Below are 22,779 nucleotides of genomic sequence, written 5' to 3'. Positions count from 1 at the left end.
TTCGCATCACTTACTTCTTCAGGGGAATTTTACGCGGGAGACACGTCCCACTCTGCATAGCCTCTCTATCGGTCGCGGCGCAGTGATTCATGCTCCGCAAACTCTATTGCGCACCTCAATAGTATCCTATTCCAGGGGGAATTTTACCGCTGAGCACTTTTTGCGGCTCCGTGCCGATGATGCGGGCAATGCTTCGAGCCCATAACTCAAAAGCCGTCATATCCCACGAAACATAGACGACTGGCATTTGCTCGGAAGCGATATGATCGGCTATTTGTTTCATCAGCATCGTTTTGCCGGATGAGGCGCCTCCAGCAATCAAATAAAGCCCGCTGCGCAGCCCGCCGAACAACGTTTCGTCGAGCTCCGCAATTCCCGTAGGAGTGCCGGACGACTGGCCGCGGTGTCTTTTCATATATTCTTCCGTATATATCGTAATATTTTTACATCGGGGGCGATGGGTAACATCATCGCTTCTTCCATCGTTTCATTTAACAATTTCATGAAGGTATCCAACGGATGTTGTACGCGCACGAAGAAATCGTTGACATCTCTTATGGATTCCGGCATTTGAACGATGAGCGCCTGCTTGGCTATCGGTTGCAGCATGGTCAGTATTCTTACGCTTTCACTCCTGCCGAGCTCATCATTACCGAGACAAATAAACACTCTCTTCTCCCTAAGCTTCTCCGCATGACTATCCTTGAAGGTCATCCAGACAGGTACGCATACCGCCGGGAGCCGGGCCTGAGCCAAGCTAAGAACATCGAAGACACCGCTTGCGAGAATGACATCCTCCGTTTCTTCCAGGATCTGCTCATTAAACATAATATCATCGACACCGAGCAGCGATTTGTATTTCGGTTCGCGATGATCGATCGAACGGCCGATTAAATCAACGGCAGCGCCTTCCGCATCCGCTATCGGAATGATCACCCGGTTTTCAAAATAATCCCCCAGTTTGTTTGAATTCACATAAAAACCGATTTTACCAGGCTCGAAGCCGATCCGGTAACGTTCAACCGTTTCCTGAGCGATGCCCCGCCGCTGCAGATACAAGAATGCCTCCTCACGCAGCTGTTTCTGATAATGAACGACCAGCTCCTCTAAATCAAAGGAAGCTACGGCCGCGCTTCTATTGGTTCCCGACATCGCCTTACTTCCCCCCGCAAAAAAAGCATTCCAACAAAAACGAACGTTTTTGTGAATGCTTCATGTCTTAGTCTGTGTAGACAGGATTAGTTAGAATTTAGCGCAAAGCACCTTCACGGCATCGGATTCAATGACCGTTTTGCCATATTCCTCAAGCATGGCTTGCGTAACCGAAGTCGCCTCCCCATACTCCGATAAAACGGCTACAATCAATTGCAGCTGTTTATCTTCCATATCGGCTGCGTCAAGGAGCAAGATCCACTTGTTTTTGTAAGAATACAAAGTTCCGCCATTCGTCAATAACGGGTTAATGACTTTGGCCATGCGAAGCAGGTCTTCGAAATCATGAAAAGCATAGGTGACCTGGTCCGTTTCATCCATAGTCACTTCAAGCTCGTATACCTCTTCCAAGTCTTCGTCAATCGCATCTTCACCGTGGCTAAAATTCATCTTGCCCCGTGTTACGATCACCATCATTCCTTGTGCCGGCATGGCCAGCACCTCGACGGCAAGCGGACCTGTTGCATCAAAGCCAAGCTCCATATAAGCCTGATCCATCATTTCACTAAACAGCTCGTGCACCTTAGGTATTTCTCTCCACATGTCATCCTTATGAATGCCGCGCTCCGTTAAGTCATCGAATGTGAGGAAAATCCGTATCTTGTCCTGACTTAAACGCTCCATTTTCATACTGGATTCCTCCCTTGCCGACTGTAATAATATCTTATGAAGTTTGGGTTACAAAGGTGAGCCATGGCCCTGCGATTCATGAAATGAAGAGCTTGTATTTTCATGATATGACTATTATATCACAAACCTGAAAGAAAAGAACGGTTATACCCCTAAAAATAACACAATAAAGAAAAAGACACAACCGCCGTCTTTGAAAGACAACGCTGTGCCCGATATCTAATTCTGAAAATTAATGTGCGCCATATTGTTCTTTTCCCGCATTGCTGTCCAAAATTTTTTCTACAGCGGCCTTCAGTCCGGGATCTTGATTTACAATATCGCTAACCTTGTTCAACCCGTCTTCTTTAAATAAATCTTCATTCAAGCCCTTTTTCGGCTTATTCGCCTTCTCTTTGGATCCTGATTGAAAGGATTGAGATTCCGACGCGCCCGACTTGGTTTGACCTATTGTGCCCGACGATGACGCCATGCCCATCGACGGGTTTACCGAATCGCTGCTGCTGAACGCGGCACCGAACAACGATTTGTTTCTATTGGACAAATAGACGACAGCCGCCGCTCCTACAAGTCCTCCGAGCAAAAAAGCTCCTACTCTCATAGTCCATCCCTCCGCTTAGATTCGTCTTCCTCATTTATTCTCCTCTATGTAACATGGAGACATGCATGATAAAATAAGGAAAGCTGTAAGCCAACAAACATGACGGTAGAACAGGAGCTTCCTTATGAAGAATAACTGGCTTATCTTGTCCGCGGCGGCGCTGGTCCTGACCTCTTGCGCCAATCCGAACGCCAACACGCCGGCAGCCGCACCGGTCCCTGCAAGTCCGGCGGCCACGCCCGCTTCCCCTCATGCGGCACCGCCCGCGGCCGATCCGGGAAGGACCGGGGAAACCCCTCCTTTGGAACAAAAGAAGCCGCCTGAGCCTTCAGCCCCACAGGAAAAGCCAAGCTATATATATGATGAATCCGAAAACGGCGTCCAAAAGGCTGTGCAGGAGCTGACAGGCAAAGCCCCGGCCTTTTGGCCTCCCTTCGGTTTGGGCAGCGAGGCAGTCCGTGCCAAGGTAAAGGAGCATATGATTTATATGACATGGTCAAACGGTTCCAAGGACTGGGAGATGATGGTCAAAAAAAATAATCCGGACCGGATCATCTCAAATGTATCGGAACAGCTTCGTCCCGGAAGCACATCTTGATGCACGAACTGCCCTGGACAGCACAAGCGCTGGACACGCTCCTGACCCGATTGGAGGAAAAGGGCTACGCCTTCGTAGATCCCGAAACGATCGAAATCAGGAATTAAACAGCGTCCAGCCCCAAATCAAAAGACCTGCAACAAGGAGTACAAAAATCCACAACAGCGACCGATAAAAGATAAATACCCACTTTTCTTTCTCGGTCGGGTGAACCGTTTGTCGCGGCGGCAGGTAATGATCATCCAACTCCGCCACCGCTGCGTGCTCCGGTTCTTTGCGTTCTTGTTGTAACAAGGCTTGTCGTTTCCTGCTCATGTTTCCTCACTCCTGAATCGAAGGATGCAGCCCATGGTGAAGTCGATGAGAAAGTGAGCTGCGATCGGAGTCCACAGCGAGCCCGTTTGGATATAAATCCAGCCCAGGCCGTAGCTGATGCCAAATACAAGCCCGGTCATCAGCCAGTGCTGCAAATAACGGATATGAATGGCGGCAAACAATATGCTTGTCCAATAAGGCCCCCAGGAAGCCTGGATCGCACCGCGGAACAACAGTTCCTCGCAGAACGCCACGACCAGAGAAAGCAAAGCGATATGCCACAACGGCCTGTTCTTGAAAATCTTTTCATTAATGCCGCCGTCATCTGTCACTTCAGGAGGGACCTTGCTTGAAATCAATAAATCGACTATGACCACCGCTGCCGCGAAACCAATGCTCCATATAAGAATGCGGGTACCCGCGGCGATGGAAAAGATGGCGCTGAACTGCGGTTTTTGAAACAACAGGATCACCACAGCCGCGATCAGCACGACCAATTGGGTTACATACAGATTGATCAGCAAAAAACGATCGTCTACTTCATCCAGATTGACTTTTTGAAATTTAAAATGCTTTATGAATTTTTTCATCATGATTCCCTTTTTCGACATTTTCACCTATACTATCAGCATACAACAGAATCAGAGGTGTTCACCACATGGACAAACGGTTGACCCGAACGGATTACCTATTCGCCGTCACTTTTATCTTTATGCTTGTCGTGGCACTTGGAGCATTTTTCTTCGGCTTGAAGATGGGACAAGAGCGGACCGCGGTAAAATATGAAAAAATGCTCGCCGAGAAAAACGAAGCGGAAAAGGGTTTTGCCGCTTACCACCAACAGTATCTGGTGTCTTTCTATCATACCATTTATCAACCATACAGGGAATTTCATAAAAGATGGTTCGACAAAATGGAAGAGCTGCAAACCAACAGTCCGGCGGACGCTTCCCTGATCCTGAAGGAACTCGCCAAGCTGGCGAAAGAAACTTACGACGGACTGGGTGCTAAATCGATGCCCGATTCCTCACCTCTTCTCAAAGAGGCGCATATGAACTATATGAGAAGCTTAAAACTGTTCAATGAAGCGCTCGGCGGATACCAATCCAAGGCCAATGCGGTACCCGGTACCGAGCTTGTCTCCCAGCTGGATAAAGACGCTTACCTTGAGGAAGCGAAAAATTATGCGCTGCGGGCCGAAAAAGAATACTACGAATCGATCGTCAAATGGAATCAAACGGTGAATGAACAGTTCAAACCGATTGACGTGACCAAACCGGTATCCATCAACGATTGGAGCCGTCTTGGCCTGAATATGAAAAACGAATACATAGCTCAAATGATGATGACTTCCAAGTTATTCAAAGCGTTCACACCGCAGGATTTAACCGCCCGGATCGATGAAATGCTTGCTTCCGGACAAGCCAAGAATTTGAATTTGCAGGAAATTGAGGGCATCGTTGATGTTCTGATCGCAACAAACGCAGTCAGACCGGGCGATTTCCTCCGGGGCAAAAACAGATATGCGAATGAGACGCTGCCCCAGCTTCCTTTCTTCACCAATTAACCCTATGCCTTATCGGTCGTACCGCAAAAATAAGTACCCTGTCGGGTACTTATTTTTGCTTATACAAGGAAAAGGTTTAATCGTACTGAAACCCGCGCAGCGCAGCCAACGCAGCCATTCCTCCATCCACATTGACCACTTGATCAAACCCCTGCTGCTTCAAATAATAGCTGACATTGGCACTTCGTACGCCATGGGCGCACACGACATAGATGGGTTTATCCTTGGGAAGCTCCCCCAGTCTCTCCGGAATGGTATTCATCGGCATAAGAACCAGCTCCTCCCAGCGATAATACTCCCATTCGTACGGCTCTCTTACGTCAATAATAAGGGAATCTGATAATTCCCCGTTCTCCAGCTTTCGCTTGAAGTCTTCCGGCCCCACTCGATCAAAAGGATATTCCATGAGTTCCTCCTTGCATCACTGCTCATTTCAACCTCTATCTTAGCATGTTTGACCGCTCCGTCCAAACGAACGGGAATAGAAATCCAGGAAAAAAATATTCACAAAGATTTCGTATTTTAATTTCAGTTCGACACCTATTGACAAGGCCGAAACGGTCGTGTTAATCTAATGAAAAATTTCACTTGCAATAAAGCCATGACGGAGCCAAGCATATGACGAAACGTTCAGAGAGCCGGTGGTTGGTGCGAACCGGACGAATTTCAATATGCGGAGCACTCCTGAGTTGCTGCATCGAACTTGAAGTAGCTGCAGCCGGCCGGAAGCCGTTACCCTTCCAGGTCTGTGAATTCGGCAGACCACAAGAGGCTGTTCGCGCGAGCGCACAGTGAATTAGGGTGGTACCACGAGAGCCAGCTCCTCGTCCCTTGTATACGCTAGTCGTGTCGGGGTGGGGGGCTTTTTTTGATGCTCCAATGTTATTTTTATACTAATGGAGGGTTATGAAATGTTTAAAGTATTAGTCATGGACGGAATCAGCGACATGGGGATTCAAATGCTGTACGAGGCACCGGATGTAGAGGTAGAGAAAAAGAACGGCTTGTCCGAGGACGAACTCGCAGCCATCATCGGCGAGTATGACGCACTGTTGGTGCGCAGTGCAACCAAGGTGACCGAGCGCATCATGTCTGCCGGTACCAAGCTGAAGGTCGTTGGACGCGCCGGTGTGGGCGTGGATAACATCGATCTGGAAGCCGCGACCAAGCGCGGGATCGTGGTCATCAATGCCCCGGACGGCAACACCATTGCCACATGTGAATTGACGTTCGCTATGATGATGTCTATTGCGCGTTCCATCCCGCAGGCATACAAGAAAACGGTTGGCGGAGAATGGGACCGCAAAACGTTCGTAGGCGTCGAACTGCGCAATAAGGTGCTCGGAGTTCTCGGCATGGGCCGAATCGGCAGCGAGGTAGCCAAACGCGCGAAAGCTTTCGGTATGCAGGTGATCGGTTACGATCCGTTCCTGACAGAAGAGCGTGCCGAGAAAATCGGGGTGAAACTGGGAACGGTAAACGACATTTGCGCCAAAGCGGATTTCATTACGGTGCATACTCCGCTCACCAATGAAACCCGCCATATGATCAGCCGTCCTCAGTTTGAAACGATGAAAAAAGGGGTTCGCATTATCAACTGCGCCCGCGGCGGGATCATCGATGAGCAGGCTCTCGTCGAGGCGATTGATTCCGGTATCGTGGCCGGCGCTGCCTTCGACGTATTCGAACAGGAGCCGCCTGCCCCGGATCATCCATTCCTGAACCATCCGAAAATCATCGTTACTCCGCATCTTGGCGCTTCCACCGTTGAAGCCCAGGAGAACGTCGCCATCGACGTATCCGAAGAAGTGCTGCATATTTTGCGCGAGCAGCCGTTCAAAAATGCGGTCAACATGCCTACGGTACCGGCTAACGTTCTGAACGCACTGCAGCCTTACTTCAACTTGGGCGAGAAGCTCGGCTTGTTCCTCGGCCAAACCGTCGACGGGCCGGTCAGCGAAATCGTCGTGAACTACGCCGGCGATTTGGTCGACGTCGATACGTCCCCGCTCACCCGGCATATCGTCAAAGGCATATTGTCGAACCAGCTTGAAGGAGTCAATATCGTTAACGCCATGCATTTGGCCAAAACGAGGGACGTCAAAGTGATCGTACAGCAGTCCTCGGCTTCGCCGACGTTTACCAACCTGGTCTCCGTTACGCTCAAAACGAAGCAGCAGCAGCACTTGCTCGCCGGTACTTTGCTTGCGGGTTATGGTGAACGCATCGTGCAGATCGATCAATACCCGGTCGACATCGCTCCATCCGGTAACCTTCTGCTGATCTCCCACAATGACCGTCCGGGGATTATCGGTAAAGTAGGTACCCTTTTGGGCAGCAATGATGTGAATATCGCTACCATGCAGGTAGGCCGCAAGGTCATTGGCGGCCAGGCGATCATGGTGCTGACAACCGACAAACCGACGCCTAAGGACGTTATTGTGCAGCTGTCTCAGCTTCCTGAACTTACTGACGTTATCGAACTGACCCTGTAATCCGGTTGTTTCACGAACAACAAGAAAAAGTTGGACGATTCAACAAATAAAATAAAGCCTCCGATGACGAATCGGAGGCTTTTGTTTGGTTTTACACACCTTTGCAGGGAAGCGTGATAGAAAATGTCGTTCCCTGTCCGGTTTGACTTTTCACCTGAATGGTTCCATGATGAGCTTCGATGATATTTTTGACAATTGCAAGACCAAGGCCGGTTCCTCCGTTGGTTCCCCTGGTACGGGCTTTATCCGCCTTATAGAAACGTTCGAAGATATAAGGAATATCCTCCGCCGGTATGCCATAGCCTTGATCCGAGACTTCGATCAGAATGGCATGTTCACCTTTGTAACGCTCTTCCGACGCTCTGATTTCGATTTGAGCCCCTGCAGGTGTATGCCTAAGCGCATTATCCAGCAAATTCGTCATAACCTGCTCAAGGCGATCCTCGTCCGCTTGACAAAGCAGCAGCGGTTTATCCGGCAGCGTACAGCTTATCGCGATGCCCCGTTCTTTAGACAGCCCCGCAAATTTCCGGTGTATCCGCCTGAGGAAAGCCAACACGTCCAGTTCCCGGAAATGAAGCTCCATATTCCCCGTCTCCATCTTGGCCAGATCGAGCAAATCCCTGACCAGTCTGCCCATCCGAAGGGATTCGTCATGAATGACCTGCGCCAATTCTTTCCGTTCCTCCGGCGTGGCCGCGATATCATCGATGAGCGCCTCACTGTATCCCTGCATCATAGACAGCGGCGTCCGCAGCTCATGGGACACGTTGGCCACGAAATCCGTTCGCAGCTTCTCCAGACGAAACTCCTCCGTGACGTTGCGCATCACGGCAACGACACCGCGTACGATATCGTGGGAGTACAAGGGCGCCATGACGACGGACCATACATCACTTCTGACATGAACCTTGGAGGTCAGTTCTTTCGCTTCTGAAATCACGGATTCAAAGAGCGGCCTGAGCGGCTCGGGAATGGTGCTCATCGAACCATTGCCCGCTTGCCCGCCGGTCAGGGCAGGCTTTTCATCCGACCACTGGATCTGATTCCATTCCTGAATAATTTTCTCCCCTTGGGGATTCGTCAGTATGACACGCCCGGCCGCATCAAAAGTGATGACGGCATCGGTCATGCTTCGCAGGACGCTGGACAAATGCTCCTTCTCATGGTTGAGCGCTTTAATCGTATCGGAAAGCTGCCCGCCCATGTGGTTGAACGTTTGAGCCAGCTCTCCGATCTCGTCCGTAGATGTAATCGGCACACGAGTGCCGTATTCTCCCTTAGAGATCAGATCCGCCGCCTTCTTAAGCTGCTGTATCGGTTGGGTAATTCGGGTAAGAAGGAAAAAGGCGAAAAAGGTGGTCATTAAAAAGCCGGCAACCCCAACCACCACAAAAAGCTTTTTCACATAAGCCTGCGTCTCTTCCGAGGACTGGGTAATCTGATACAGAATCAGCGCTCCGGCCACCTGCGATTGTTCCTTATTCATGAACGGCACGGCAACGGCCGTATATTGATTCTCCAGCTGTGTATTCGGCATGCCGCTATTTCTAAGGCGGTTGTCCTTAATCTCACCCGCAAATACTTTCTGCAGATCCGAATTCAGAAAAAAATCATCATAGCGTATTTCCCGATGATCGGGTTGACCGACCGGCGCCTGAATCTGTCTAAAATCCGTAGTAACGATGATGACGCTGGTATCCTGAGCGCTTAACAGCTCATTAACGACCTGCAAGTAACGCCGCTCTTCCTGGTGCAAAGAAATCTCACTGGCCACCTTCACCGCCAATTTGCTCAGCGTTTCCGCCTGGTCCTTCGATTTAGGGAATGAGGTTTCTATAAAACGGAATAAAAAAAGGCTGAGCGTAAGCAGTACGACAACGACCAGCCCGATAATCGTGATCCACAGTTTGCCTACGACGCTTTTGAAGATAAACACGTTACTTCGGCACCTCAAGCTTATAGCCCACGCCCCACACGGTTGTAATCATGGAGGCCGCTTCCGGCGACACTTTATTCAGCTTTTCGCGCAAACGTTTTACATGCGTATCAACGGTCCGCAGATCACCGAAAAACTCGTAATTCCAAACATCCTTCAGAAGCTCTTCCCTGGAGAATACCTTATCCGGCGATACGGCCAAATAATGAAGCAGCTCATATTCTTTCGGAGTCAAGGCAACCTCCTGTCCGCCAGCCGTCACCCGATGCGCGTCATGCTCGATCACCAGGTTAGGAAATACGATATTGTTGCTGGAATTGACTTCCTTGGACAAATAAGCGGTAACCGAGGAACGCCTTAATATGGCCTTCACGCGATAGATCACCTCGCGCGGACTGAACGGCTTAACGACATAATCATCCGCCCCGGATTCGAAGCCTTGTACGCGATTGGTTTCTTCCCCTTTCGCCGTCAGCATGATGATGGGCGTCGATTTAACTTGACGCAGCCGTGCGCACACTTCATTACCGTCAATGCCCGGAAGCATGATGTCGAGCAATATCAAGTCGTAGTCCGTTTCGAGAGCTTTCCGAAGCGCCGTCTCCCCGTCCTCCGCTTCATCGATATGGTAATTCTCTTTCTCCAGATACATCCGCAAGAGCCGGCGGATCCGTTCTTCATCATCCACAACCAAAATACGCGTATTTGTGTCTGTCATGGATATCCCTCTTTTCTTCAGATGTAAAAGATATGGCGCCGCTACGTGCCGGAGTAGGAGTGCAGCCCGGCAATAACCAGATTGACGCCAATAAGCGTAAACATCACGACGAGAAAGCCGATAACCGAAAGCCATGCCGATTTCTTGCCCTGCCAGCCGCGGGACAGCCGAAAATGCAGGTACGCGGCATAAAAGAGCCACACGATGAGCGCCCACACTTCTTTGGGATCCCAGCCCCAGAAGCGCCCCCAGGCTTTTTCCGCCCAAATCATGGCAAAAATTAATGCGCCCAGCGTAAAAATAGGATAGCCTATGGCAATCGAACGGTAACTGATTTCATCGACATCGTCCGGGTCAATCCCTTTCATCAACGGCTGCAGAGCCCGGCCAAGCGGCTTTCTTGCAATCCGCCGGAGCAGAGAATAGAGTACGATCCCAAGCAAAATCGACCAGATCACCGTATTCAGCTTCCTGCCGGCGTTCGCTCCCTCCATCCAAGAAGGCGCCTCGAACAGCGGCTGCGTCATGCCCAGAAACGGCTTCATTTCCACCAGCTCGCTCTGGTAAGGCTTGACGATCGGCGGAAGCACATATTCGACCCGATTCGTGACCACCTGTTCCACTTTATTCTGGTCCAATATCTTCTCTTGATGCGTAAAGACCGCTTCGTATCCCGCCGCTTTAAAGCTGAATACGGATACGACGAAAGCCACAATCATAATCAGGGTGAACAGGGTGAATTCGACGCCGCGTTGCTCCCACCGCTCGCTGCGGCTCGTTCCTTCAAAGTTGACGCTTTGCAGCAGGTACATGATACCGGCCGCGAAGCCAACGGCAAAGAAGGCCTCGCCCAAAGCGGCGGTGGTCACGTGAATTTTGAGCCAGTAGCTCTGAAGTGCAGGAATCAAAGGCTGAATTTCCTGCGGAAATACCGACGCATAGCCAATCATAATGATGGCTACAGGCAGGGCGAAGACGCCGAGCGCTTGAGCCCGATAAATCAAATATAACACAATAAACGCAAGAACAATCATCATGCCGAGGAACGTCATAAATTCAAACATATTGCTGGTCGGGATATGTCCCGCCTCTATCCAACGGGTGAAGAAGAAGGTCACATGGAACAAGAAACCGAAAATCGTCAAGCCAATGCCAATCTTGCCCCAACGCCGGCCATAGTTTTCCGGATCCGTCACCCGCACCGATTTTTGCCCCGTGATGCCGATGACAAAACCGATCATGGCTATACAATATATGATAAAAGCAACGAGCAAGAAAGTACTGCTCACGTTTGGACCTCCTTTCTTTCCAATATTTTGGGATCGATGTCGATTCCCGATTTTTGCAGGACCTGCGCCACCTCTTTACGAATCCCGTACCAATTTTTGTTCGTGTGCGCCCCGAGCGCCAGCCGCCCGTTATCAATGCGCAGCCACACCCGGCGGTGGTGCCAATAAAATCCCATCACCAGTCCGATCATGGAGATCGCCGCTCCGACCCATATGAACGGCATGGCACGGTCCACTCTAATATTCAAGAAACTGATATACTCCGATATTTGGACATCGTCCATAGACCCTACGGATAGCTCCAGCTTGTCCGCTAAAGCGCCGTTAATTTCATCCTGACGGAAGTTCACCTTATCTACCTGCCGAGGGAAGTACATATAAGGCTCGCCTTCCGGCTTCAATCCCGGTCCCTTGATCTCAAAAACGAATGCCGGCTTGACCGGATCGTTGGATTTCGTCAGCGGCATTCCCTTGTTGTCCATTCCAAAATCCGGAAAATAAGCTTTTAATTTCAGCTCGTAAGGGCCGGCCTTATAGCTTTCTGCAGGCTTCTTCATCGAGATGTCGAAGCTGCCGTAGTTTTCGCCGGTTTGCTTGTTTTTTAGCGATGGCTTGACGGATAGCAGCATCGGTGACATTTTGAAGTCGAATTGAAAGGCCATGAGCCCTTCATACATCAGAGGCTCATTGACCTGGATGTCATGACGATGCACCTCCGTAAGAACCGGTTCCTTCACCGGATCATCGCAATCCGCCGTACATTTGTACAATACAGCCTCCGTTTTGTAAACCTTGGGTACGATCTGACCTTTTTCACGGAAATCCTCTGACATTTCTTCTTCTGTGTATAATTCCAGCGTAAATTTTTCGTTTTTCAGATAATAAGGCGTATCCGGTATTTTGACCAGCTGTCCTTCAGGAAAAGCCAGATGCTGGTCCATATGCCATCCGGGAATACTCCGCATCAGTACAGCCGCCAGAAAAATAATGAGACCGATATGATTAATATAAGGCCCCCAGCGGCTGAACCGGTTTTTCTCGGCCAGCAAGGCCGTACCGTCGGTATATACACGGTATCGCCGCTTGCGCAGCAGCCCGGCGGCCTTCTCCGTCCATTCCAGCGACGCCTTCTCTCCGAGCTCCGCTCCCGGAATCTCTCCGACGTAGGATACCTTCTGTCTCGTGATGAAACTGGTGTGCTTTCGGATCTGCTGCTTGCTGAGTGCACGATACAGCGGCAGAACCCTGTCCAGACTGCACACGACAAGGGAGGTGCCGATCATAAACAAAAGCGTGATAAACCACCATGATTCAAAGGTGTGCGTCAGCCCCAGCAAATAATAAATGTGGCCGATGGTTCCGTACGTCTCCTTGTAATATACCGACGGATCGATATTCAAGAACGTGTTCTCCTGCGGGTAAATGGTGCCGAGCGAGGCGCCGATCAATGTGATGATAATCAGCCAGATGGCAACTTTGACCGAGGAAAAAAAACTCCACACCCGGTCAAGCACACCGGGATTGGTCCGCTGGGAACGTCTTGCCACCCCGTCATACCGCATCTCAAGCGGCTCGTCGCCGCCATCATCCGTCAGAGGCTTGCCGCAGGATTCGCACAGAACCGTGCCGACATGATTCTGATGCCCGCATTCGCATTTTGTATTGTGAATCATGTGACCTCCTTGGTTACATCAGATTTTCTCTAAGTTACTTCAGCATGGCTGAAACCGTTTGTTCGATAAAGGGTTCATCCATTTCACCGATGCGGATGTGTTTGACAATGCCGTCAGGTCCGACAAAAAAGGTCGTCGGATACTGCGACACCCCGTAACGTTTACGAATTTCTTCGTTTTTGTCCATCAGGATAGGGAACGTCACCTTGTATTGCTGAATGAAATTTTCTACGGCGACTTTCGGTTCATCCAAATTCAGCCCGAGCACGACCAGCTGATCTCCCCATTTGGCATGCTGCCGTTCCAAAGCAGGCATCTCGTTGCGGCACGGCTCGCAGAATGTCCCCCAAAAATTAACGACAACCGCCTTCCCCTTAAAATCGGACAGCTCATAGGTATTCCCGTCAAGTCCAAGCAGCTTGAAATTGGGAGCCGGAGCCCCTTGGGTCGGCTTTTTGTCGCCGGAGTACAGCTGGCTTGCGAGGGTCAACGCGCCGATTACCACGATCACGGCAAAAATAGTGATTTGGATCCATTGTCTATGCTTTCCCATGATCACTCACCTTCAAACCATTGGATGTAAATCCTTTTTTCATTATAGCGAAAAATGTCATAAACGATTATTCGCCTTTTTGAATTTTATGTGTCTTGCCGCCGCCTGCCGAGAGCGCTTCATTCCTCAATTCTTCCACTTCCTGAGGGGTCAAATGACGGAATTTGCCCCTGGGCAGGCCGGAAAGCTGAAGGGGGCCGAACTGAACCCGCTTCAGCTTAATGATCGGATGATGAATGGCATCGAACATGCGCCGCACCTGCCGGTTGCGTCCTTCATATATGGTAATTTTGATGACCGCTTCCTTCTTGTCCATATCCACGTCCTGATATTCTACCTCAGCCGGCGAGGTCATGCCGTCGTCCAGCTCGATGCCGTTTCTCAGCTTGTCCAATTGTGTTCCATGCGGGATCCCTTTGACCGTTGCCAGATAGGTGCGCGGCACATGATGCTTCGGATGCGTAAGCAGATGGGCAAAATCGCCATCGTTGGTCAGCAAAAGCAGTCCCTCGGTATCATAATCGAGCCGACCGATCGGATAAATGCGCTCTTTCATGTTTTTGAAAAATTCGGTAACCGTTTTGCGGCCCTCCGGGTCCTTGGCGCTGGTAATGACGCCCTTGGGCTTGTTAAAGATCACATATACCTTCGCTTGTCGCCGGATCGGACGCCCGTCCACTTTAATAAAATCCTGGGACGGATCAACCTTGACGCCCAGGGTAGTGACTACCTGATCATTGACTTCCACGCGTCCTGCGGTAATCAACTCCTCGCATTTTCGACGGGAGGCCACACCCGCTTCGGCCAATACTTTTTGCAAACGTTCCATCTTGTCGATTCACCTCAAGCTAATGATACCTATCCTCAGGCGAAATCACAAGTTGAGACCACGGAAAAAAGCGGCCCGGACACGAATTCGTATGCGGAAATATGTCGGCCGGGTGAAACTTGTATGAATCGGAGAGCTTTTGAATCAGTTTGTTCAGCAAAAACAACTGTTCCTTCTCTTCTGTGTTGTACTCTATAGGAAGCACGGAGAAATCACCTTCGAGGCAAATGTGGATGTACAGAGGGTCGGTTTGTTCGGAAGAAGGGATGATGGCGCCGCTTTTGGCGATAAAGAAATCATACCCTTTTCCGTTAATGGCGGGACAGACGGAATGATGAACGATAATTCCGTAAAACTGCACGCAGCTCACCTCTTCCGGGTTGACTGCTTACAGTATATGTGCGGATAGCGGAGGGGTTCCATGCGGGACTTGCCATCAAACGAATACGAGGTAGCAGATAACGACGGAAGCGATAAACCCGACGGCGTCGGAGATCAGACCCACCTTCAAGGCGTAGCTAGCCTTGCGGATGCCGATCGCCCCGAAATACACGGTAATCACATAAAGTGTTGTATCGGTGCTGCCCTGAATGGTCGATGCGATGCGTCCTACCAAGGAGTCGGGGCCAAACTGCGAGATCAGGTCCGTAGTGAAGGCAAGTGAACCGGCGCCGGTAATCGGTCTCAGAAAAGCGAGGGGAACGACCTCGGTAGGCAGACCGATCGCTTCGCAGATCGGCTTCAGCCATCCGGTAAACAGATCCATAGCCCCGGAGGCGCGAAACACGCTGATGGCAACCATCATCCCGACCAGATGAGGGATAATGCGGATAGCCGTATCAAACCCGTCCTTGGCTCCGTCTACGAACGATTCGTAGACGGGCACTTTACGATAAGCCGCATAAAGCGGAATAAAGACGATAATGACGGGGATGGCCCATGAGGAAATCAAATTGACCAAATCATACACGTGCCATCATCCTTTCCCCGATCCGAGCGGCGAGCTCTTGCTCCGGTACCAGCGGTCAACCATAATGGCAGCCGCGGTGGAGATGAAGGTAGCCAAAAGTGTGGTTCCGACGATTTCCGCCGGATTGGCCGAATTGTAGCTCATGCGGATGGCGATCAGCGTCGTAGGAATCAACGTAATACTGGCGGTATTCAGCGCAAGCAACGTGCACATCGCCGGACTCGCAATATCCTTGTTCGGATTCAGCTTCTGCAGCTCCTGCATCGCCTTAATTCCCATCGGTGTGGCGGCATTGCCCAAACCAAAGATGTTGGCGCTCATATTCGACATGATATATCCGAGCGCCGGATGATTCCGGGGGACCCCCGGGAATAAAGAACGGACTACGGGGCTCAGCAGCCTGGACATTTTCTGCAGCAGTCCGGCGTCCTCGGCGATCCGCATCATGCCTAGCCAGAACACCATAATGCTGATCAATCCGAAGCATACGGTTACGCCGCTCTTGGCACCGTCGAAAACCGCTTCCGTCACCAGATCGATTCTTCCTTGAAAAGCCGCTACAATAAAGCCGGCTACCATAAAAAACAACCAGATGTAATTGACCATGAACGTTCGCTCTCCTTCCCGTTTACTTGACTTGACCGGTAAAGAGCACACGGGATAATGCCTGAAGAATATACAGCCATTCTCTGGCGCGCGCTTCATTCAACATTCCCATTTCCGTGAGGGAAAAGGAAGAACGGTCATTCAAATGAAGACGGGGACTGTCCTTTGCGTACAAAGGAACGGAACCGATCGGTTTGCCGTCCAGCAGGAACTGCAGATGCCCCGCTTCACCAAGCCTGTATGCCGTTGATCCGGCGTCATTCATCACCAATTGCCGCGTAAACCGGCTCCGTTCCGCTTCTTCCGCCGGGTAGCTGAACGATCCGCCGGCTGCGAAGTCTGTGCCTAACACGGGTTCTCCTGAACGGATGAGGGGGACAAGGGGGTAATGCTTGAAGCCGTAATCCAGAAGTCTGGCGTGATCGATCCAATCGTTCGGATCGTTCAACGTCACCGCAGCGAGCTGCTGCCCTCCTCTGGTTGCTGAGGAGACAAGACATCGTTTGGCAAGCTTGGTATATCCGGTTTTGACCCCGTCAGCGCCTTCATACAGCGATAGCATCTTATTTTTATTGACCCAGGAATAGTCCCAGGATTCATTCGGATTAGGCACTTTTTTCACTTTCGTTTTGACGATTTCCTGGAAAACCGGATTTTTGAGCGCGTAGGCCGTCAGCCTGGCCATATCGTTCGCCGTGGAATAATGCCCTTCCGCATCGAGCCCGGAAGGATTTTTGAAGCTGGAATTCGTCATCCCGATCATCCGCGCCTTCTCATTCATTAAAAAGGCGAAGCCCTCTACGCTGCCGCCGACATGCTCGGCGATCGTCATCGCTGCGTCATTGCCGGATCGAAGCATCAGTCCATACAAAAGGTCCTTCAAGCTCATTTCTTCATCCAGCCTTAAATAAATAGAAGATCCTTCGGTTCCGAACGCATTCTTGCCGACCTTCGCCATATCGCTCAGTTTCCCGTGTTCAATCGCCACTATTGCAGTCATGATCTTGGTCAGACTGGCGATTCTCATTGGCTTATCCCCTTGGACGCTAAACAGAAGCCGCCCTGAGGTGACATCGATCAGCGCCGCGCTTTCCGCGCTGGTGGATACGCCGGGCGCCGCCTGGACCTCTGCAGGCAGCAAGCCTCCCGTACAAACGAGTAGTAAAGCAAGTAGCAGCAGACATCCTTTTCTCATCCTAAATCCTCCCGCAAGCCATCCTTTGGAAACGAAGCCGCCGCCACCTAAGGGCAGGCCCATTCCTTCTCATCTTGTACATATATATGCATTCAGGACAAGGTTATGTATGGCTTGACCGAATCAGGCCGACCGGGCGAATCGGATACTTTCATTAAAAAAAGATGAATACATCCGGAACGGATATACTCATCTTTTTTATAGATTTATTTCACGGCCTTGGGCAGGTGCTCTTTACAATAAGCGTCTACCGTTTGTTCTTCATCTTCTTCCAGATCGAACTCCAGATACCGTTCTGTCGTTTTTTCGAAAATTTCGTATTTCACGAGATTGGTTTTATTTTCGTCCACACGATAAATGACCCTAATATATAAACCGTTCTCCGAGTATAACTCATCATCCTCAGAAACTTCGACATCAAGCAAAAACTCATACCGCTCTCCGGACAAGATGCCGAAGGGGTCTTTGATCCATTCGACTTTATGGCCGATAATGGTCAACATGCTGTCATTCCCTTCTCAACATTGGCGATTGCCGCTTTATCATCGGACAAAGGCTGCCGGACCCAACGGCCGGCAGCCTTTCTTACTTGGAATCTATCCAACGCGGATGATTCAGTTTTTGTTAAAAATGTCGGTCAGCACAGGTACGATTTGCGATTTGCGTGATACTACGCCTTTAAGAACGGCTTTATTATCAACCAGCTTTACATTGTACGCTTGCTCTACGGCATTCGCCTTATTGCCGAGGGCCAAAGCAATGGAATCGTTATTTAAAATATCCGTTACAACGAAAAGGAACAAATCCAAGCCTTTTTCCGAAATGATTTGCGAAAGAGCCGCTTCCAGCTCCGCTTGGCGAGAAAGAACATCGTTCGTATCAACAGCGTTAACTTGAGCGATTTCAACCTTGGAGCCTCCCATTTGGAATTCCTTAGAATCCAGGGAGATCAGTTGGCTGATTGTTTTGTCGCTCAAATCAGCACCGGCTTTGAGCATTTCCAAACCGTAGCTCTCGGCATTCACGCCGGCGATTTCAGCCAGCTCACGTGCCGCAGCCACATCTTCCTCCGTGCAAGTCGGCGATTTGAATAGAAGCGAATCGGAAATAATAGCGGATAACATCAAGCCTGCAATAGGTTTATCAATGGAGATCCCGTTTTCTTTATACAATTTTTTGAGAATCGTCGCTGTGCAGCCGACCGGTTCGGCACGGTAATACAAAGGACCGCTGGTTTCAAAATTCGCGATACGGTGGTGGTCGATCACCTCTGCCACGCGAACCTGATCGATGTCCGTCGCACTTTGTTGGCGTTCATTGTGATCGACCAAAATGACGCTTTTTACTTCATTGGCTACGGTCTCAACCAGACGAGGCGCCTCAACATTGAATTGTTTCAATGCATGCTGCGTTTCCCCATTGATCTCACCCAAACGGACGGGTTCCACATTTTGACCCAATTTGGTTTTCAAATCAGCATACGCAATGGCAGAACAAATGGAATCCGTATCCGGATTTTTATGCCCGAAGATAAGTACTTTTTCCATGATCTTACTCCCTTATTCTTTTTTTATTAGCGAGAAAAGTATACCTTAGAACGATATTCACAATCAAGATTATATCATAATATCCTTCTAACTCCTATTATTTTAGTAGGAATACTTAAACCTTTCAATAGCCATGGAATATGTATGCACGAACTGCGGCCGGATTACATTCTCCCGATCATAAGGGATAAAATGCCGGCGGCAATCAGCGGGCCCACAGGAACCCCCTTGAATAGCGCTACACCCAGAATGGTACCAGTTAATAATCCTGTTGTGATCGCAGGCTGATTCAGCATCAGGGAAGCCCCACGGCCGCCCAGATAAGCGACGAGGATCCCGACGGCAACGGCAAGCAGCGACTTCCAATGCAAAAAAGTCTGCGCTAGCGCTTGAAGCGTCAGTTTCCCGCTGGCGACCGGCGTCATGATGCCGATCGTCAAGATAATAATCCCCAAAGTAAGCCCGTGCTTTTCCAGAAACGGAAATGCCTGATGAAGGTTGAGCGCTCTCAAGAGAAGCAGGACAACCATGGCGACGGTAATGGAGGTATTGCTGGATAGAATGCCGAGTGCTGCAAAAAGCAGCAGAATTAACGAAGGCATATCGAGTTGATGCATTTTGGCATCTCCCTTCTTCTATAAATCGCATGAAAATGACTCCTAAGTAAATATAAAGAAATCCTCGGCAAAGAGCAACCGAATCAAGAAACAGTAAAGCTGCCCCGGTCGCAGGAGCAGCTTCTTATGGATTAAAGCCATCGTGTTCCAAGAAAGGGATGAAGTAATATTCATCTGAAGAATATTACACGATGTAATTCTCATTCTCGACAGAGGTTACCGTAGATGTTTCTCCTGCATCCTTTTTGGAATTCGCCTTGATCATCGATTGAAGCCGGTCGACCACGTGCGGAGCCGAGTCGATCAGCCGTTCCACCAAATGCGTCTGGTTATCCAGCGGCAAAATTTTCACGCCGTTCTTGCCTACGACCAAGAAAGCGATTGGCGTAATGGATACCCCGCCGCCGCTGCCGCCGCCGAAGGGCAATGCGACGGATGCGTTATGCGCATCGTTGCGGCTAACACTGCTGCCATCTTCAACATTGTAATCACTGCCGCCCGCAGCAAAGCCAAATGCCACTCGGGATATAGGCATAATTACGCTGCCGTCAGGGGTCTCCACAGGGTCGCCGACAATCGTATTCACATCGACCATAGCCTTAATATTTTCCATTGATGTTTTCATTAAACCTTGAATCGGATGTTCGCTCATGAAAATATACCTCCTTGAAAGATGACTTGACCTAAACACTTATATCGTGTCCTTTAAGAGGTATGATTATGTAGATCCCGAGCTTCCGGCAGGAAGCAGAACGTTCCGCCATACCCTAAGGCCACCTTTGACTTTAAGGATGCGCAACAGAAGCCGTAAGCCGGCACTAACCAGATATACCAGTCGAATTTGCAGGATGCACGCTCCTTCGATCACAAACAGCTTTTGGTTGAAAGCCGGCATAACCTGAAGTTGGGGCTGGGTATCCAATTGGATAAAACGGAACAGAAATCTGAGGATCATGGATTTGATCCCCCAGATGCTCCCCACCAGTAATGCCGTCTCGGGGGCATCCCCGATGCCGACAGAGGTCCTCCAATTGAACTGCGTACAATGGATTCGGCGCATCGTTCCGGATAACCATTCTTGAAAATGAAAGCAATGCTGAAGCAGGACCTGTACTTTTTCATAGGCTTCCTTCATTTTCTCCAGATTAATCTGCTTCTTCTGGTCCTTCATAAGCCTGTCGGCCGTCACATTCACTTGAGCCGTGTGCAGTTCAAATCCCTCCGCCCAGTTTTTGAAGCGAATCGTCGGAACATAGTAATTCACCTGCACAAGGCCGAAGAGAGCGCGGAGATTCAATAAAATTTCATCATTTTTATCTTGATGGGTAAACGTTATCCGGATCCGAAACTGGCTTAGTGCCAAGAGAACGATCAGCGCGCCGATCATCCCGGCGGCCCAAGCCCAAAACATATCAAGCAACCCCTTCCTGCAGGTAAGCCATCGTCCCGAAAACATAAGAAAACCCCTGAATGACAAGAAGCTTGCCGCTTCTTTTTCCTCAGGAGTTAGTATAGCCCTGCTTAGGCGAAACATACATGTCAGATTTGATCCGCCGGATCAATCTCGTCGATCGTCATTTGCTTTCCGTCCAGCTTCTCAAACAGAAGCCGCGTTTCTTCTTCCAGATTATCCTCGTTCTCGAACATCGTTGTTTCCGGCAAATCGGCAAGCGAGGCCAATCCAAAATAATCCAGAAACGATTTGGTGGTTCCATATAATATCGGCCGTCCGGGTGCGTCAGCGCGGTCTACTTCCTGGATCAGATCCTTGGCAACCAGCGTTTGCAGCGCACGGTCCGATTTCACCCCGCGAATTTCCTCAATATCAATACGGGTAATCGGCTGTCTGTAGGCAACTATGGCGAGCGTTTCCAGTGCGGCTTGCGATAAAGATGATCGGGATGGCGAATAAGCCAGACGTTCAAAATAAGGTGCGTGTTCGGGCAGCGTCGCCAGCTGGTAGGTCCCGGCAAGCTCGACGATCTGAAGGCCTCTGCCCTGCCTCTTCATGTCCGACTGCAAATCCAATATCATCTCGCGGATAAAATTGGCGTCCTGCTCCAGCACCTCAGACAACTGTTTGGCATCAAGCCCTTCATCTCCCGCCACAAACAGCAAGCCTTCAATAACTGATTTCATCTGTCCAAAGTCCATTCGCCGTTCCATCCTCTCTTGCCTGTATCACAATGTCGTCAAAAAGCCGGTGCTGAAAGCAAATAATCCGTTTGATCTTCATCAGCTCCAGCATTGCCAAAAACGTCACCACTACCGCTTCCCTTGTCGTATCCTCTTGCAAAAGTCTGGAGAAAAGCACTTTGCCTCCCTGGCTCTCCAGCGCTTCGAGCACCTCAAGCATCCGGTCCTTGACGGAAATTTCGTCTTTACGGATTTTGGCGATGGCTTGCCGGCTGTGCATGCGGCGCAGCGCTTTGCGAAACGCATGAACCAGATCGGCAACATGAAGTCCCTTCACCGGATTTTCAATGACTGTAGAGACGTATGGAGTTAAGTCCTCGGGCTCCCGCGTAAAAATCAGACTGCGTTCCACTTCTTTATCCCGTAAATGATCGGCTATCGCTTTATATTTGCGGTATTCAATCAGCTTCGCAACAAGTTCCGCCCTTGGATCGTAATCCTCATCCATCATATAGTCGTCAAATTCCAGGTCCACAACAGGCGGCTTCGGCAGCAGCATCTTGCTTTTAATCGACAACAAGGTGGCCGCCATGACGAGAAACTCGCTCGTCACTTCAAGCTCAAGCTCCTGCATGGCGTCCAAATATTCCATGTATTGATCCGTAATGTCTTTGATCGGAATGTCGTAAATGTCGACTTCCGCCTTATCAATCAAATGGAGCAGCAAATCAAGGGGGCCCTCAAAGGTTTCAAGTTTTACCGTGACTTTCACTTTCCGTTCGTTCCCCCTTAAGTCATGCCTTCAACGTTTATTTTGAGAATTGCTTGGCCAAGTTGGCCATTTCTATCGCGCTTGCGGCCGCTTCCCAGCCTTTGTTGCCGGCTTTGGTTCCCGCACGCTCCACGGCCTGCTCAATCGAGTCGGTCGTCAGAACGCCGAAGATGGTAGGTACGCCGGTTTTGAGCGCGATCGCTGCGACGCCTTTAGCCGCCTCGTTGCACACATAATCAAAATGAGGAGTTGAACCGCGGATGACGGCACCTAACGTGATCACGGCGTCGTACCGGCCGCTTTCAGCCATTTTTTGTGCGATCAAAGGAATTTCAAAAGCTCCCGGAACCCAGGCGATTTCGATTTCATCTTCTTGTACGCCATGGCGCTTCAATGCGTCCAAAGCGCCGCCCAGCAGCTTGTTGGTAATAAATTCATTGAAACGTCCAACCACAATACCGTACTTTAATCCCTGTGATACCAAATGTCCTTCGTATATTTTCGCCATAACGCTCTA

At 50.1% G+C, this 22,779-nt stretch carries 27 protein-coding genes, 1 pseudogene and 1 other annotated feature; of the genes and pseudogenes, 3 read left to right on the top strand and 25 right to left on the bottom strand.

Features of this window, described 5'->3' with window-relative positions; translation table 11 throughout:
• Window positions 1-115 precede the first annotated feature (115 nt).
• The 4 genes from EXW96_RS27395 to EXW96_RS08870 all read right to left on the bottom strand — a co-directional run bounded on the left by EXW96_RS27395 (window position 116) and on the right by EXW96_RS08870 (window position 2,443).
• Window positions 116-415: a DnaB-like helicase C-terminal domain-containing protein gene (locus EXW96_RS27395; RefSeq protein ID WP_254611288.1), complete on the bottom strand. Its 300-nt coding sequence runs from the start codon at window positions 413-415 to the stop codon at window positions 116-118.
• Window positions 412-1,152: a toprim domain-containing protein gene (locus tag EXW96_RS08880; protein WP_254611287.1), complete on the bottom strand. Its 741-nt coding sequence runs from the start codon at window positions 1,150-1,152 to the stop codon at window positions 412-414. The genes EXW96_RS27395 and EXW96_RS08880 overlap by 4 nt, the downstream gene beginning before the upstream one ends.
• A gap of 90 nt (window positions 1,153-1,242) precedes the next feature.
• Complete coding sequence (locus tag EXW96_RS08875; protein ID WP_062408884.1) at window positions 1,243-1,842, bottom strand: genetic competence negative regulator; 600 nt, start codon at window positions 1,840-1,842, stop codon at window positions 1,243-1,245.
• A 232-nt stretch (window positions 1,843-2,074) separates the two neighbouring features.
• A complete protein-coding gene (locus EXW96_RS08870; RefSeq protein WP_062408885.1) occupies window positions 2,075-2,443 on the bottom strand; it encodes a hypothetical protein in 369 nt (122 codons plus the stop codon).
• Between the two features lie 379 nt (window positions 2,444-2,822).
• On the opposite strand from EXW96_RS08870, the pseudogene EXW96_RS27390 reads away from it, so the two are divergent.
• Window positions 2,823-3,148, top strand: a pseudogene (locus EXW96_RS27390) (polysaccharide deacetylase family protein); the annotation flags it as partial.
• Here the strand turns inward: EXW96_RS27390 and EXW96_RS08860 are convergent.
• Window positions 3,138-3,356, bottom strand: coding sequence for a hypothetical protein (locus tag EXW96_RS08860; protein ID WP_174350357.1), 219 nt, complete (start codon window positions 3,354-3,356; stop codon window positions 3,138-3,140). The pseudogene EXW96_RS27390 and the gene EXW96_RS08860 overlap by 11 nt on opposite strands.
• Window positions 3,353-3,946, bottom strand: coding sequence for a type II CAAX endopeptidase family protein (locus EXW96_RS08855; RefSeq protein ID WP_062410957.1), 594 nt, complete (start codon window positions 3,944-3,946; stop codon window positions 3,353-3,355). Before EXW96_RS08855 ends, EXW96_RS08860 begins: the two co-directional genes overlap by 4 nt.
• A 68-nt stretch (window positions 3,947-4,014) precedes the next feature.
• On the opposite strand from EXW96_RS08855, the gene EXW96_RS08850 reads away from it, so the two are divergent.
• Entirely contained in the window at window positions 4,015-4,923 is a 909-nt protein-coding gene (locus EXW96_RS08850) for a hypothetical protein (protein ID WP_062408889.1), read from the top strand.
• A gap of 76 nt (window positions 4,924-4,999) precedes the next feature.
• Here EXW96_RS08850 and EXW96_RS08845 read toward each other — a convergent pair whose 3' ends face one another.
• Window positions 5,000-5,329, bottom strand: coding sequence for a rhodanese-like domain-containing protein (locus EXW96_RS08845; RefSeq protein WP_174350356.1), 330 nt, complete (start codon window positions 5,327-5,329; stop codon window positions 5,000-5,002).
• Between the two features lie 186 nt (window positions 5,330-5,515).
• Window positions 5,516-5,758 (top strand) — a binding site (T-box leader).
• A gap of 76 nt (window positions 5,759-5,834) precedes the next feature.
• Here EXW96_RS08845 and serA point away from each other — a divergent pair.
• Window positions 5,835-7,418, top strand: coding sequence for a phosphoglycerate dehydrogenase (gene serA / locus EXW96_RS08840; protein WP_137669769.1), 1,584 nt, complete (start codon window positions 5,835-5,837; stop codon window positions 7,416-7,418).
• A gap of 91 nt (window positions 7,419-7,509) precedes the next feature.
• Here serA and EXW96_RS08835 read toward each other — a convergent pair whose 3' ends face one another.
• The 18 genes from EXW96_RS08835 to ribH all read right to left on the bottom strand — a co-directional run bounded on the left by EXW96_RS08835 (window position 7,510) and on the right by ribH (window position 22,770).
• Window positions 7,510-9,357: a HAMP domain-containing sensor histidine kinase gene (locus EXW96_RS08835; protein ID WP_174350355.1), complete on the bottom strand. Its 1,848-nt coding sequence runs from the start codon at window positions 9,355-9,357 to the stop codon at window positions 7,510-7,512.
• A gap of 1 nt (window position 9,358) precedes the next feature.
• On the bottom strand, window positions 9,359-10,075 hold the full coding sequence (locus EXW96_RS08830; protein WP_054819904.1) for a response regulator transcription factor: 717 nt from the start codon (window positions 10,073-10,075) through the stop codon (window positions 9,359-9,361).
• Between the two features lie 41 nt (window positions 10,076-10,116).
• The gene (gene ccsA / locus EXW96_RS08825; RefSeq protein ID WP_062408892.1) at window positions 10,117-11,364 is read right to left on the bottom strand and encodes a cytochrome c biogenesis protein CcsA; all 1,248 of its coding nucleotides are present in this window, start codon (window positions 11,362-11,364) and stop codon (window positions 10,117-10,119) included.
• A complete protein-coding gene (gene resB / locus EXW96_RS08820; protein WP_062408893.1) occupies window positions 11,361-13,037 on the bottom strand; it encodes a cytochrome c biogenesis protein ResB in 1,677 nt (558 codons plus the stop codon). Before resB ends, ccsA begins: the two co-directional genes overlap by 4 nt.
• A gap of 34 nt (window positions 13,038-13,071) precedes the next feature.
• Window positions 13,072-13,590 carry a redoxin domain-containing protein gene (locus EXW96_RS08815; RefSeq protein ID WP_062408894.1) on the bottom strand — a complete coding sequence of 173 codons (519 nt, stop codon included), beginning with the start codon at window positions 13,588-13,590 and terminating at the stop codon, window positions 13,072-13,074.
• A gap of 67 nt (window positions 13,591-13,657) precedes the next feature.
• Window positions 13,658-14,419: a pseudouridine synthase gene (locus EXW96_RS08810; RefSeq protein ID WP_062408895.1), complete on the bottom strand. Its 762-nt coding sequence runs from the start codon at window positions 14,417-14,419 to the stop codon at window positions 13,658-13,660.
• A 19-nt stretch (window positions 14,420-14,438) separates the two neighbouring features.
• Window positions 14,439-14,780, bottom strand: a complete 342-nt coding sequence (locus EXW96_RS08805) for an N-acetylmuramoyl-L-alanine amidase (protein ID WP_062408896.1) — start codon at window positions 14,778-14,780, stop codon at window positions 14,439-14,441.
• A 75-nt stretch (window positions 14,781-14,855) separates the two neighbouring features.
• Window positions 14,856-15,389, bottom strand: coding sequence for a spore maturation protein (locus EXW96_RS08800; protein WP_062408897.1), 534 nt, complete (start codon window positions 15,387-15,389; stop codon window positions 14,856-14,858).
• 6 nt (window positions 15,390-15,395) lie between these two features.
• The gene (locus EXW96_RS08795; protein WP_054819902.1) at window positions 15,396-15,995 is read right to left on the bottom strand and encodes a nucleoside recognition domain-containing protein; all 600 of its coding nucleotides are present in this window, start codon (window positions 15,993-15,995) and stop codon (window positions 15,396-15,398) included.
• Window positions 15,996-16,017: 22 nt separating this feature from the next.
• The gene (locus tag EXW96_RS08790) at window positions 16,018-17,190 is read right to left on the bottom strand and encodes a D-alanyl-D-alanine carboxypeptidase family protein (protein ID WP_174350354.1); all 1,173 of its coding nucleotides are present in this window, start codon (window positions 17,188-17,190) and stop codon (window positions 16,018-16,020) included.
• Between the two features lie 206 nt (window positions 17,191-17,396).
• Window positions 17,397-17,693, bottom strand: a complete 297-nt coding sequence (locus EXW96_RS08785; protein WP_074726796.1) for a DUF6509 family protein — start codon at window positions 17,691-17,693, stop codon at window positions 17,397-17,399.
• Window positions 17,694-17,804: 111 nt separating this feature from the next.
• Window positions 17,805-18,737 (bottom strand): manganese-dependent inorganic pyrophosphatase, encoded by a 933-nt coding sequence (locus EXW96_RS08780; protein ID WP_062408900.1) that lies wholly within the window; start codon window positions 18,735-18,737, stop codon window positions 17,805-17,807.
• 164 nt (window positions 18,738-18,901) lie between these two features.
• Window positions 18,902-19,354, bottom strand: a complete 453-nt coding sequence (locus EXW96_RS08775; RefSeq protein WP_174350353.1) for a DUF441 domain-containing protein — start codon at window positions 19,352-19,354, stop codon at window positions 18,902-18,904.
• A gap of 184 nt (window positions 19,355-19,538) precedes the next feature.
• Window positions 19,539-20,006 (bottom strand): GerW family sporulation protein, encoded by a 468-nt coding sequence (gene ytfJ / locus EXW96_RS08770; protein WP_054819900.1) that lies wholly within the window; start codon window positions 20,004-20,006, stop codon window positions 19,539-19,541.
• Window positions 20,007-20,072: 66 nt separating this feature from the next.
• Window positions 20,073-20,765: a DUF2953 domain-containing protein gene (locus EXW96_RS08765; RefSeq protein WP_174350352.1), complete on the bottom strand. Its 693-nt coding sequence runs from the start codon at window positions 20,763-20,765 to the stop codon at window positions 20,073-20,075.
• 128 nt (window positions 20,766-20,893) lie between these two features.
• Window positions 20,894-21,508: an SMC-Scp complex subunit ScpB gene (gene scpB, locus EXW96_RS08760; RefSeq protein ID WP_054819898.1), complete on the bottom strand. Its 615-nt coding sequence runs from the start codon at window positions 21,506-21,508 to the stop codon at window positions 20,894-20,896.
• Complete coding sequence (locus tag EXW96_RS08755) at window positions 21,477-22,262, bottom strand: segregation and condensation protein A (RefSeq protein ID WP_062408901.1); 786 nt, start codon at window positions 22,260-22,262, stop codon at window positions 21,477-21,479. Before EXW96_RS08755 ends, scpB begins: the two co-directional genes overlap by 32 nt.
• 37 nt (window positions 22,263-22,299) lie before the next feature.
• The gene (gene ribH, locus EXW96_RS08750; RefSeq protein WP_062408902.1) at window positions 22,300-22,770 is read right to left on the bottom strand and encodes a 6,7-dimethyl-8-ribityllumazine synthase; all 471 of its coding nucleotides are present in this window, start codon (window positions 22,768-22,770) and stop codon (window positions 22,300-22,302) included.
• Window positions 22,771-22,779: the final 9 nt, after the last annotated feature.

It is taken from the genome of Paenibacillus sp. JMULE4, assembly GCF_013337105.1.
Classification (GTDB): Bacteria; Bacillota; Bacilli; order Paenibacillales; family NBRC-103111; genus Paenibacillus_G; species Paenibacillus_G naphthalenovorans.
This window is presented reverse-complemented; position numbering and strand designations above follow the sequence as displayed.